Source organism: Phenylobacterium sp. (genome assembly GCF_030654915.1).
Classification (GTDB): Bacteria; Pseudomonadota; Alphaproteobacteria; order Caulobacterales; family Caulobacteraceae; genus Phenylobacterium.
Genome location: NZ_JAURWM010000116.1, coordinates 1 through 11,021 on the forward strand (window position 1 = coordinate 1; position 11,021 = coordinate 11,021).

An 11,021-nucleotide genomic window follows, 5' to 3' on the forward strand; every position below is an offset into this window, starting at 1 on the left:
ATCTGCTCCAGCCGCACGAACTGCGCCAAGAGGGCTGGGCGATCGCCGTCATGGCGGTCTCCACCGTAATGACCGGCCTGTTGATCGCCGCCCAAACCCGAGTGCTGCAGCGCACCGCTTCGGTGGCCGTGGCCGGCGACCGAGCCCACTACGCCACCGACCTCGCCTCCAACGCCGTGGCGCTGCTCGGGATCGGCGCCTCGGTCTTGTTCGGCTGGGGGAACCTGGACGCCATCGCCGCCCTCATCATCACGGCGCTGCTGCTGTGGGGAGCGGTGAGTGTTTTCCGCCAAGCCGCGAACCAATTGATGGATCGCGAATTGCCAGATGATGACCGCGCCCGGATCGTCCACTTGGTGACTGCCGACCCGCTCCTGACGGATGTTCATCAACTCCGGACGCGCGCTTCGGGGCCGTATGTTCACATGCAGATGCACGTCGACCTGGACGCGTCGCTGTCCCTCGAAGCGGCGCACGCCGCCATTGTCGCGGCGGAAAAGCGAATACTCGCCGAGTTCCCTCGGGCCGACATCATCATCCATCCCGACCCTCGCGGCGCGGCGGAGCCGCATGGCGGAGCTTTCGCCGAAACCGCGCTCGGTAAACGCGGCCTTAACGAGGATTAGAGATAGTCATCGGCCTAATGAGCCTCGACCTTACCCTTCACCACTTCCCGCTCGACCCCGCCTCTCGCCAGGTTCGCTTGGCGCTGGGAGAAAAGCGCCTGCCGTTCGCCGAGGAGCAGGTTCGCTATTGGGAACGGCCCGCGAGCCTGGTGAAGATGAACCCCTCCGGGCTGACCCCAGTGCTGACCGTGGGCACGAGCCGCGACCCGCTGGTGCTGTGCGAAGGCCGCGCGATCCTCGACTACCTCGAGGAAACCCATCCCGAACCGCCGCTGCTCGGCCGCGACCCCGCCGAGCGGGCCGAGGCCCGGCGGCTGCTGCAGTGGTTCGACCGCAAGTTCGACTACGAGGTTGGCGGCTTCATCCTGCACGAAAAGATGGAAAAGCGGCTGCTCGGCCTCGGGGCGCCAGACCTCGCCAGCCTGCGCCAGGGCCGCGAGGCCCTGCGGGTGCACCTGACCTATGTGGAAAGCCTGCTGTCTTCACGCGACTGGCTAGTCGGGCGCCGCCTGTCCCTGGCCGATTTCGCCGCCGCCGCGCACCTGTCGGTGATCGACTATTTCGGGGATGTGCCATGGCGCGACTTCCCCGCGGTCAAGACGTGGTACATGAAGCTGAAATCGAGGCCGTGCTTCCGGCCGCTGCTGGCCGATCGCTGGCCCGGCCTCGCGCCGGCGCCGCATTATGACGATCTCGACTTCTGATCCTAACGCCACCGAGCTGATCCGCGCACGCGCCGCCGAGCTGGGCTTCGATGTCTGCCGGTTCGCCGACGCACGCGCCGAGTGGGCCGCGTCAGGGCGGCTGGCCGAGTTCGTCGAGAACGACCGGCACGGCGAGATGGGCTGGATCGCCGACACCCAGGATCGTCGCCGCCACCCGACCGCCATGTGGGACGGCGCGCGCTCGGCGATCATGCTGGGCGTTAATTACGGCCCCGACCACGACCCGCTGGAGGCCCTGGAAGACAGGGGCCGGGGCGTGATCTCGGTCTACGCCCAGGGCGACGACTATCACGAGCTGATCAAGGGCCGCCTGAAGCAGCTGGCCGGCTGGCTGGTCTCGCGGTTCGGCGGCGACCTTAAGGTGTTTGTCGACACCGCGCCCCTAATGGAAAAGCCGCTTGCTGAACGCGCCGGGCTCGGCTGGCAGGGCAAGCACACCAATCTGGTCAGCCGCGAGTTCGGGTCCTGGCTGTTCCTGGGGTCGATCCTGACCGAACTGGATCTGGCGCCTGACGGCGCCAGCGGCGGGTCCTGCGGGCAATGCCGCGCGTGCCTCGACGTCTGCCCGACGAAGGCCTTCCCCGCCCCCTATCAGCTAGACGCCCGTCGCTGCATCTCCTACCTGACCATCGAGCTCAAGGGTCCGATCCCGGCGCAGTTCCGCCCTGCGCTCGGCAACCGCATCTATGGCTGCGACGACTGCCTGTCGGTCTGCCCCTGGAACAAGTTCGCCAGCGCCTCACGGGAAATGCGGCTGGCGGCGCGGGAAGAACTGAAGGCGCCGGCGCTGGCGGACTTGGCGCGGCTGGATGACCCGGCGTTCCGCGCCCTGTTCGCCAAGAACCCGGTCAAGCGCATCGGCCGCGACCGTTTCATCCGCAACGTCCTCTACGCGATCGGCAATTCGGGAGATCTCGGCCTGGCGGCGGTGGCGCAGGAGCATCTGGCCGATCCCTCGCCGCTGGTTCGCGGCGCGGCGGTCTGGGCGCTGTCACGGTTGCTGGAGCCGGCGGCGTTCGCAGCGTTGCGGGCGCGGATGGTGGAGAGCGATCCCGAGGTGCTGGCGGAGTGGGCCGTGTAGGCCCCTCACCCAACCTCTCCCCGGCGGGGAGAGGAGAAGAGGCATGAATCCCTCTCCCTCGGGAGAGGCTAGGTGAGGGGGCGGCGCGCAGCGACGCGTCACCCCTGCCAGTCCGGCACGCCCTCGCCTGCCTGGGCCGCCTTGGCGCGCTGGAACGCCTCGCGCCCAGCCAGTCGCTCCCAGTAGGCCTTGATCGCAGGACTGAAGCGCTCGTCCAGCCCCAGGGTGCGGGCCAGCAGCAACGCGTAGCCGACCGAGACATCGGCGGCCGTGAAGCGGCCGGCGCACAGATAATCCCCGTGCTCCAGCGCCGCATCGACCGACCGCAGCCGCGCCATGAACCAGCGGGCGTAGTCCTCGGCCACCTGCGGGTTGCGCCGCTCCTTGGGCTCCAGGCGCGTGTAGCGAAGCACCAGGGTCTGGGGGAAGGTGAGCGTCGCCTCGCCCCGGTGCAGCCAGTTGAGCCAGTCGCCATAGGCGGGGTCATCCGGGGCCACCGCCAGCGGACCGCCATGCTTGACAGCCAGGTACTGAACGATCGCGGCCGACTCGGTCATCTGCGCCTGCCCGTCCACGAAGAACGGGATGGTCCCGAGCGGATTGATCTCCAGATAGCTCGGCGACAGCAGCCGAGGCGGGAACGGCAGCAGCTTCAGCTCATAGGGAACCCCCAGCTCCTCCAGCGCCCAGAGGGCGCGGAAGGACCGGGCGTCGGCGCAATGATAGAGCGTGACCATCAGTCGGCGTAGACGGCGGCGCGCTTCTGCATGTTCGACATCACCGCCTCGACCTGGTTGGGCGAGCCGATGAGTGCGCCCTGCTCCTGGCTCTCGGCCAGCAGGATCGCGTGCTGGTCGGCGTCGGCGACCATGTCCAGCAACCGCTTGGCGCCGCGGATCGCGGTCGGGCTCTTGCTGGCGATCTCGGCGGCCAGAGCCAGGGCCTCGGCGCGAGGATCGTCGCAGACGCGGGTGGCGATACCTAGGCGCTGGGCTTCCTCGCCCTGGAAAATCCGGCCGGTATAGGTCAGCTCACGGGCGACATCATCGCGGACCAGCCCCTTCATCAGCACCATGCCGGCCATGTCGGGCACCAGGCCCCACTTGATCTCCATCACCGCCATGCGGGTGTCGGCGGTCACGAACCGCAGGTCGGCGGCGAGCGCCAACTGGAAGCCGCCGCCGAAGGCCACGCCATGCACGGCGGCGATCACCGGGACCGGCTGCTCACGCCAGACCATCACCGCGTGCTGGGCGCGGTTCGAGCCGCCAGCGGTGCGCTTGGGCGTCAGCAGGCTTTCGCCGGTGGAGGACTGGCCGCCGCTGCGTTCACCCGACGCCATCTTGCCGAAGTTGCCCATGTCGAGACCGGCGCAGAACGCGCGACCCTCGCCCGACAGCACGATGGCGCGAACGCCCTTCTCGGTCTTCAGCCGCTCGCCGGTCTCGATCAGCGCCGAGAACATGGCGTCGTCGAGGGCGTTCATCTTGTCGGCGCGGGTCAGACGGACATCGGCCACGCCGTCCTTCAGCTCCACCGTGATGCGGTTTTCCATGGGGATGCTCCTTCAGGCCTTGCCGACGATGTAGCCGGCGCGTGGGAAATGGATGTGGGTTTTGCCAAGTTCAGGCGTCTCGCGGGCGAGGACCACCTGATCGGGAGTGAGGGCCGCCAGCGTCCCAGCGACCGGATCGCGGCCATAGTCGTCGGCCGCCACGATCACAGGGGTTCCTGGCAAAAGCCCGAGCGGGTCGTTGACGTCATGAGCCGGCGCGGGCTCGGGCTCGGCCTCCCGGGCGACGGCGAGGGCCGCCGCGCCGGTGATCTCATGGCGCTGGCCATGGCCGATGGCGGCGACCCGGCGCCGCCAGGCCTGGGTGCGGCCGAAACCAGCCAGCAGTTGGTCGGCTAGGTCCGGCAGGCTACGGGCCAGGAACCAGATGTTCATATAGGCGGCGATGTCGGCCAGGCCCGGGATGTCGCCCGACAGCCAGTCGGCGCCGGCCAGGCCCTGCTCGATCCAGGCGGCTTGCGCGCGCCATTGCGGGCGCATGATCCCGGCGGCCGCCTTCATCGCCTCGATGTTGAAAGGCCGGCCCGAAAGCTTTTCGCGGTCCGCGATGAAATCTGGGGGCGTCGCATCGCCCAGTTCGCCGAAGATGATCGGCACGGTAACGCCGAAGAAAAGTCGGTCGGCCCAGAAATTGACCGCCCAGGCCGCCCCCGTCGTAAGGGTCGGACCGGGCGCGCGCCGCTCAAGCTCGGCTAGGATCACCTGGGTGTCGCAATAGATGTCGGCGCCAATCTGCAACACCGGGATGCGGCGATAGCCGCCGGTCAGCGGCGTCAGCTCCGGCTTGGGCATGATCACCGGCGCCTGGACGGAGTCCCAGGCCAGCCCCTTCAAGCCCAGCATCAACCGGACCTTCTCGGAGAAGGGCGAGGTGTCGTAGTGGTGAAGGATCAGCCCGCTCATCGGTCTCCCCATTGCGACCTCTGACGCGCCGCCAGCCTTACGCTGTCACGGTTTCAAGCGCGGGCCTACTCTGACCCCGCGTCAGGCTTTCGCGTCCTCGGCCAGAACGGCTATGCCCGGCTCGCCGCTGAGGCTCTCCAGAATGGGAGCCTCGGCATAGAGGGCGTCACGCTCGTCGAGTTGGCGGCGGATGTCGGCGTGCTTCTGGGCGTCGAGTTTCCAGCCGATGACGCAGGCGCCGCCCAGCATCACGAAGACGATGGGGCCGATGATGTAGGCCAGCTCCAGGCTGTGGATCGCGTCCGGCGTATTGGTCGCGCCCGCCGCGGCGTTGTAGCCAAGCCTGGCGAGCAGCGGGAAGGTGAGGCCGATGGCGAAGGCCGAGGCGATCTTCGCGGCCAGGGCGTTCAAGGCGTAGATCAAGCTGAGCTGCTCCTGCCCCTGCTCCAGCCGCACCTCGTCGGCGACGTCGGCCAGCATGGCGCGGATCATCAGATCGAAGCCCGCGGCCATGAAGCCGCACCAGAACATCACTGGCAGGGCGGCCAGCACGCTGCCCTTCGGCAGGAGGACCAGGGCGATCAGCCCTAGGGAATAGGAGGTCGTCGTCACCATCAGGGTGCGGTGCTTGCTGAACCGCATGGCCAGGCGCGCGGTGAGCGGCGCCCCGACGATCCCGGCGATCACATAGACCAGCAGCAGGGCCGAAGCCTGCTCCGGCGAGAAGCGTCGCGAGTCGGTGAAGAAGAAGAGGTAGAGCGCGCTCATCCAGCCCGGACCGAGCGTCAGGGCCATCTGCGCGAGGAACAGGCGCAGCAGGTCGGGCTTGGTGATCAGGCCCAGATAGTCCTTCAGCTGGAAGTTCTCGATCGAGGTCCGCTTGGCGATGTGCTCCGGCGTCTTCAGGCAGACCAGGGCCACCACCAGCGGGATCATGCCCAGGATAAACCAGCCCATGGCGCGCACGCCCTGCGCGTCCGTCCAGCCGATGTGTCCAGCGGCGATGGGGATCAACAGGACCACGACCGCGCCGAGCACGCCGGCCGCGGCCAGCACCCCGAAGACCCGCGAACGCTGGTGATACTCGGTCGCCAGGGTCGCCGCCCAGGCGGAGTGACCCAGACTGAGGATCGAGGTGCCGAGGTAGAAGATCAGCAACCAGACGATCAGATAGGCCGAGCCGATGCCTTTGGGCGCTTCGAACAGGGCGTAGACCGCGATCATCAGGATCGGCGCGCCGATCATCATCCAGACCCGGTAGCGCCCGATCTTGGTGCGGGTGCGGTCCATGACCAGGCCAAGCACCGGATCGACGCCGATATCGAGCAGGCGGACCACCGCCCAGGCGGTTCCGATAACGGTCAGGCTGACCCCAAGGTGGGCCGCGAAATAAGGAGGGAGATAGACGGCGACGGCGACGGCCAAGGCGCCCAACGGCAGGGCGATGGTGGAGAACGACAGCACCATCGGCGAGGAGAGCGGCCGAGGCCCAGCGGCCGGCGCGTGTTGGGTCACTTAGCGATCTCCCTATGCGCCGACGGCAATCATGTCGCGACGTCCCTTGTCGCCAATTGATCCGCTTCCCAAGGGGAAGGGCAAGCGCGAACAATGGTCGGAAAGATTAAAACAGGCGTTTGCATGCACGCTGCGATCCCGGCAAGGTCGCCGCCAAGCCCCAAGGGCGAATGACAGGGAGAGACCACATGAACCCGGCCGCGGAATTCGACATCATCGTCTATGGGGCGACGGGCTTCACCGGCCGCTTGGTCGCCGAGCATCTGGCCAAGCAATACGGGGTCGGCGGCGAGGTGAAATGGGCGATGGCGGGCCGCAGCCTGGAGAAGCTCCAGGCCGTTCGCGACGAGATCGGCGCGCCCAAGGACACCCCGCTGGTCGTCGCTGACGCCGGCGACGCGGCCTCGGTGAAGGCCATGGTGGAGTCCACCAAGGCGGTGCTGACCACGGTCGGCCCCTACCAGCTTTACGGCTCGGACCTGGTCGGCGCCTGCGCGGCGGCTGGGACCGACTATCTGGACCTGTCGGGCGAGCCCAACTGGATGGCCGAAATGATCGGCGCCCACGAAGCGGCGGCGAAGCAGAGCGGCGCGCGGATCGTCTTCTCCTGCGGCTTTGACTCCATTCCCTTCGAACTGGGCGTGTTCTTCGCCCAAGAGACCGCCAAGGCGAAGCTGGGCGGCGTGGTTCCCCGCGTGAAGGGCCGGATGCGCGCCATGCGCGGCGGCCTGTCGGGCGGCACCGCGGCCAGCGGCCGGGCGACCATGGCGGCGATCCAGAAAGACCCTAGCCTGATGGCGCTGATGGTCGACCCGTTCGCCCTCACGCCTGGCTTCAAGGGTCCCGAGCAGCCGCGCGGCGACAAGGTCGAGCACGACCCCGACATGAACGCCGATGTCGGCCCGTTCATGATGGCGGCGATCAACACGAAGAACGTCCACCGCTCGAACCTGCTGCTCGGCCACGCCTACGGGACCGACTTCGTCTACGACGAGATGTCGGTGGTCGATCCCAATACGCCGGCCTCATTCGCGGCCGACGCCGGCTCCGGCCCGCAACCGGGCGAAGGTCCCAGCAAGGAAGACCGCGAGGCGGGCTTCTATGACGTGGTCTTCATCGGCATCGCCAAGGACGGCCGCAAGGTTCGGGTCGCGGTGAAGGGCGACAAGGATCCGGGCTATGGCTCGACCTCCAAGATCATCGCCGAGACCGCCATATGCCTGATCAAGGAAACCCCCGAGGTCCCCGGCGGCATCTGGACGCCCGGCGCGGCCATGGGCGACAAACTGGTCAAGCGGCTGCACGACAAGGCTGGCCTGACCTTCGAAGTTGAGGCCTGACATGACCACCGACCTGTTCGCACCGCTAGCCTTCACCCGCGGCCCGGCCATGAAGAACCGCTTCATGCTGGCGCCCCTGACCAACACCCAGAGCCATGCCGACGGCACGCTGTCGGATGACGAGTTCCGCTGGCTGACCTACCGGGCGGAGGGCGGCTTTGGCCTGACCATGACCTGCGCGGCCCATGTGCAACGCCAGGGCCAGGGCTTCCCCGGCCAACTCGGCGTGTTTGGCGACCAGCATCTGCCCGGCCTGACCCGGCTAGCGGCGGCGATCAAGGCCGCCGGCAGCGTCGCGGCGTTGCAACTGCACCACGCCGGCATGCGCTCGCCCAAGGAACTGATCGGCGAGGCGCCGGTCTGCCCCTCCGAGGACGAGGCGACCGGCTCACGAGCCCTGACCCTGGCCGAGGTCGAGCAGCTGGTGGAGGACTTCGTCGCCGCCGCCGTCCGCGCCGAGCAGGCCGGCTTCGACGGGGTCGAGATCCACGGGGCGCACGGCTACATCATCTGCCAGTTCCTCTCCCCGACCATCAACCGCCGCACCGACCGCTATGGCGGCTCGCCGGAAAACCGAGCCCGGATCCTGCACGAGATCATCGACGGCGTCCGCGCCCGCTGCCGGCCCGACTTCAATCTGGGCCTGCGGCTGTCGCCCGAACGCTTCGACCTGGAACTGGCCGAGATCCGCGACCTCGCCCAGACGGTGATGGCGCAGGGCCAGATCGACTATCTCGACATGTCGCTGTGGGACGTGGCCAAGGAGCCGAACGAAGAGGCGTTCAAGGGCCGCACCCTGATGTCCTACTTCACCGAGCTGGATCGCGGGAACGTCCGGCTGGGCGTGGCCGGCAAGATCATGAACGCGCAGACCGCCCGCGAATGCCTGGAGAACGGCGCCGACTATGTCCTGATCGGCCGCGCGGCCATCCTGCATCACGACTTCCCGCAGAAGGTCGCCGCCGACCCGAACTTCACCTCGATCGCCCTGCCGGTCAGCCGCGAGCATCTGGCGGCCGAGGGGCTAAGCCCGGCGTTCGTTGAGTACATGAACAACTGGAAGGGGTTCGTGGCGCAGCCGGCGACGGCGTGAGACCATGCTTTCCCACGTCTTCATCGGAACGAACGATCCGGAACGGGCGACGAACTTCTATCGCCCGATCATGGAGGCGCTCGGCTACCCGCTGAAGTTCGTCGACCAGGAACGAGGCTGGGCGGTCTGGACCTCCCCTGGGGGCGCGCGGCCTTACTTCCTGGTCGGGCGCCCATTTGACGGCGAGCCGGCGCTGGCCGGAAACGGCCAGATGATCGCGCTGCTGGCCCCTAGCCGCGCCGCCGTGGACGAGGCCTACGCCCTGGCTCTGTCAGGCGGCGGCGACGACGACGGACCGCCCGGGCCGCGCCCCCAGTATCATGGCGACTACTACGGCGCGTACTTCCGGGACCCGGACGGCTGCAAACTCTGCGTCTGCCGCCACGACCCGGACTAGGGCCGAAGCCCTATCGAAAGCGGATCAGGGCTTCCTGCGAGGCCGAGGCGACCAGCTTGCCGTCGGCCGAGAAGATCGAACCGCGGTTGAAGCCGCGCCCGCCGGAGGCCGAGGGGCTGTCCTGCACATAGAGGTGCCATTGGCTGAAGTCGCTGGGGTGGTGGAACCACAGGGCGTGGTCGAGGCTGGCCACTTGCAGGCGGCCGGAGCTCCAGTCGACGCCGTGCGGACGCAGCGAGGTGTCCAGCAAGGTCATGTCCGAGGCGTAAGCCAGGGCGCACTGGTTCAGCGCCACGTCGGAGCCCAGCGGATCGCGGGCCCGGAACCACACCGACTGGGTCGGATCCATGATCGGGGCCTGGCCAAAGGGCATCGGATCGACAGGCCGGACCTCGATCGGCCAGGTGCGGCGTTGCTCGGTCGAGCCGGCGGCCGCGCGCAGTTCGTCCTCGTCCATCAGGCCCTCGGGGCCCGGCGGGGTCGGCATTTCGATCTGATGCTCGAAGCCGGCCTCTGGGACCTGGAACGACGCCGACAGGTTGAAGATCTGCTGGCCGTGCTGCAGGGCCGTCACCCGCCGCATGGTGAAGCTGCCGCCGTCACGCACCCGCTCGACCTTGAGCAGGATCGGGATCTTCGGATCGCCGCCCCGGATGAAATAGGCGTGCATCGAATGGCAGACACGGCCGTCGATGGTGCGGTAGGCCGCCGTCAGCGCCTGGGCGATCACCTGGCCGCCATAGATACGCCGCGTCTCGCCTTCCGGGGTGTGGCCGCGGAACATGTCGAGGTCGATAGCCTCGATGTTCAGGATGCTGACCAGCTCGCTCATCAGAAGTTCGCGCTCGGCATGTCCTTGAGGCGCGGCGCGACGCGGTCCTTGTCCGACAGGATCGCCTCGCCCGTGATCGGCCAGTCGATGCCGAGGTCCGGGTCGTTCCAGAGCAGCGCGCCCTCGGTCTGCGGCGCGTAGAGGCCGTCGACCTTGTAGAAGATCTCGCAGTTGTCGGTCAGCGTGCAGTAGCCGTGGGCGAAGCCGCGCGGCACCAGTAGTTGTTCGCCGCCCTCGGCGGTCAGCTTGGCGCCGACCCATTGGCCGTAGGTGGCCGACCCAGGCCGCACATCGACCGCGACGTCATAGATCGCGCCGCGCAGCGCCCGGACCAGCTTGGCCTGGGCGTGCGGCGCTTGCTGGAAGTGCAGGCCGCGCACGGTGCCGGCGGCGGCGTTGAACGCCTGATTGTCCTGAACGAAGTCGTGCTCCAGCCCGGCCTTGACCATGGCCTGGCGGCTCCAGGTCTCGGCGAACCAGCCTCGCGCATCGCCATGGCGCTTGGGCGTGATAAGCAGAACCTCGGGAATCGAAAGCGGCGTGATCGACGTCATGGCTGCCCGGTAAGTTGGAAACCGCCACCGCATGGACGAGCGCGCGCAGGAAGACAAGGCGCAAGCGCCCACGATCACCGTCTGCATCATCGCCTACAACTCAGGTCCGACCCTGCGGACGTGCCTGGAGCGGCTGGCCGCCCAGACCTTCCAGGACTTCGAAACCCTGGTGATCGACAACGCCTCGCCAGACCCCGGCGACGCGGAGATCGCGCGCGAATTCCCCTTCGTTCAATTGATCGAGAACAGCGAGAACCTGGGCTTCGCGGGCGCCGGGAACCAGGGCGCGAGGCTTGCGCGCGGCCGCTGGTACGTGCTGCTCAATCCCGACGCCTTCGCGCAGCCGAACTGGCTGGAGGAGCTGGCCGGCGCGGCCGCGCGC

At 68.0% G+C, this 11,021-nt stretch carries 13 protein-coding genes; 7 read left to right on the forward strand and 6 right to left on the reverse strand.

Annotation, left to right across the window (positions count from 1 at the left end; genetic code table 11):
• The 3 genes from Q7T84_RS06050 to queG form a co-directional block, all read left to right on the forward strand.
• The coding region (locus tag Q7T84_RS06050; protein ID WP_304806849.1) for a cation diffusion facilitator family transporter at positions 1-626 on the forward strand (626 nt) is incomplete at its 5' end.
• A gap of 17 nt (positions 627-643) precedes the next feature.
• Positions 644-1,330 carry a glutathione S-transferase family protein gene (locus tag Q7T84_RS06055; RefSeq protein ID WP_304806850.1) on the forward strand — a complete coding sequence of 229 codons (687 nt, stop codon included), beginning with the start codon at positions 644-646 and terminating at the stop codon, positions 1,328-1,330.
• Positions 1,311-2,432: a tRNA epoxyqueuosine(34) reductase QueG gene (gene queG, locus Q7T84_RS06060; protein ID WP_304806851.1), complete on the forward strand. Its 1,122-nt coding sequence runs from the start codon at positions 1,311-1,313 to the stop codon at positions 2,430-2,432. The genes Q7T84_RS06055 and queG overlap by 20 nt, the downstream gene beginning before the upstream one ends.
• Before the next feature lie 98 nt (positions 2,433-2,530).
• Here queG and Q7T84_RS06065 read toward each other — a convergent pair whose 3' ends face one another.
• The 4 genes from Q7T84_RS06065 to Q7T84_RS06080 form a co-directional block, all read right to left on the reverse strand.
• Entirely contained in the window at positions 2,531-3,169 is a 639-nt protein-coding gene (locus Q7T84_RS06065) for a glutathione S-transferase family protein (protein WP_304806852.1), read from the reverse strand.
• Entirely contained in the window at positions 3,169-3,987 is an 819-nt protein-coding gene (locus tag Q7T84_RS06070; protein WP_304806853.1) for a crotonase/enoyl-CoA hydratase family protein, read from the reverse strand. The genes Q7T84_RS06065 and Q7T84_RS06070 overlap by 1 nt, the downstream gene beginning before the upstream one ends.
• Before the next feature lie 12 nt (positions 3,988-3,999).
• Entirely contained in the window at positions 4,000-4,908 is a 909-nt protein-coding gene (locus tag Q7T84_RS06075) for a glutathione S-transferase family protein (RefSeq protein ID WP_304806854.1), read from the reverse strand.
• Between the two features lie 81 nt (positions 4,909-4,989).
• The gene (locus Q7T84_RS06080) at positions 4,990-6,423 is read right to left on the reverse strand and encodes an MFS transporter (RefSeq protein ID WP_304806855.1); all 1,434 of its coding nucleotides are present in this window, start codon (positions 6,421-6,423) and stop codon (positions 4,990-4,992) included.
• Positions 6,424-6,611: 188 nt separating this feature from the next.
• On the opposite strand from Q7T84_RS06080, the gene Q7T84_RS06085 reads away from it, so the two are divergent.
• The 3 genes from Q7T84_RS06085 to Q7T84_RS06095 are packed head-to-tail and all read left to right on the forward strand — an operon-like array spanning position 6,612 to position 9,253.
• Entirely contained in the window at positions 6,612-7,763 is a 1,152-nt protein-coding gene (locus Q7T84_RS06085) for a trans-acting enoyl reductase family protein (RefSeq protein WP_304806856.1), read from the forward strand.
• Position 7,764: 1 nt separating this feature from the next.
• Positions 7,765-8,856, forward strand: coding sequence for an NADH:flavin oxidoreductase (locus Q7T84_RS06090; protein WP_304806857.1), 1,092 nt, complete (start codon positions 7,765-7,767; stop codon positions 8,854-8,856).
• A 4-nt stretch (positions 8,857-8,860) separates the two neighbouring features.
• A complete protein-coding gene (locus Q7T84_RS06095; protein ID WP_304806858.1) occupies positions 8,861-9,253 on the forward strand; it encodes a VOC family protein in 393 nt (130 codons plus the stop codon).
• 10 nt (positions 9,254-9,263) lie between these two features.
• Here Q7T84_RS06095 and Q7T84_RS06100 read toward each other — a convergent pair whose 3' ends face one another.
• Together Q7T84_RS06100 and rfbC are read right to left on the reverse strand one after the other, a co-directional pair.
• Positions 9,264-10,085, reverse strand: coding sequence for an acyl-CoA thioesterase II (locus tag Q7T84_RS06100; RefSeq protein ID WP_304806859.1), 822 nt, complete (start codon positions 10,083-10,085; stop codon positions 9,264-9,266).
• The gene (rfbC, locus tag Q7T84_RS06105) at positions 10,085-10,639 is read right to left on the reverse strand and encodes a dTDP-4-dehydrorhamnose 3,5-epimerase (RefSeq protein WP_304806861.1); all 555 of its coding nucleotides are present in this window, start codon (positions 10,637-10,639) and stop codon (positions 10,085-10,087) included. Before rfbC ends, Q7T84_RS06100 begins: the two co-directional genes overlap by 1 nt.
• A 31-nt stretch (positions 10,640-10,670) precedes the next feature.
• On the opposite strand from rfbC, the gene Q7T84_RS06110 reads away from it, so the two are divergent.
• The coding region (locus Q7T84_RS06110; protein WP_304806862.1) for a glycosyltransferase family 2 protein at positions 10,671-11,021 on the forward strand (351 nt) is incomplete at its 3' end.

What these genes read in the sequence shown, in the direction of transcription:
- Q7T84_RS06055 (WP_304806850.1), top strand. Translation starts at nt 644, where the DNA reads ATGAGCCTCGACCTTACCCTTCACCACTTCCCGCTCGACCCCGCCTCT.
- queG (WP_304806851.1), top strand. Translation starts at nt 1,311, where the DNA reads ATGACGATCTCGACTTCTGATCCTAACGCCACCGAGCTGATCCGCGCA.
- Q7T84_RS06065 (WP_304806852.1), bottom strand. Translation starts at nt 3,169, where the DNA reads ATGGTCACGCTCTATCATTGCGCCGACGCCCGGTCCTTCCGCGCCCTC.
- Q7T84_RS06070 (WP_304806853.1), bottom strand. Translation starts at nt 3,987, where the DNA reads ATGGAAAACCGCATCACGGTGGAGCTGAAGGACGGCGTGGCCGATGTC.
- Q7T84_RS06075 (WP_304806854.1), bottom strand. Translation starts at nt 4,908, where the DNA reads ATGAGCGGGCTGATCCTTCACCACTACGACACCTCGCCCTTCTCCGAG.
- Q7T84_RS06085 (WP_304806856.1), top strand. Translation starts at nt 6,612, where the DNA reads ATGAACCCGGCCGCGGAATTCGACATCATCGTCTATGGGGCGACGGGC.
- Q7T84_RS06090 (WP_304806857.1), top strand. Translation starts at nt 7,765, where the DNA reads ATGACCACCGACCTGTTCGCACCGCTAGCCTTCACCCGCGGCCCGGCC.
- Q7T84_RS06095 (WP_304806858.1), top strand. Translation starts at nt 8,861, where the DNA reads ATGCTTTCCCACGTCTTCATCGGAACGAACGATCCGGAACGGGCGACG.
- Q7T84_RS06100 (WP_304806859.1), bottom strand. Translation starts at nt 10,085, where the DNA reads ATGAGCGAGCTGGTCAGCATCCTGAACATCGAGGCTATCGACCTCGAC.
- rfbC (WP_304806861.1), bottom strand. Translation starts at nt 10,639, where the DNA reads ATGACGTCGATCACGCCGCTTTCGATTCCCGAGGTTCTGCTTATCACG.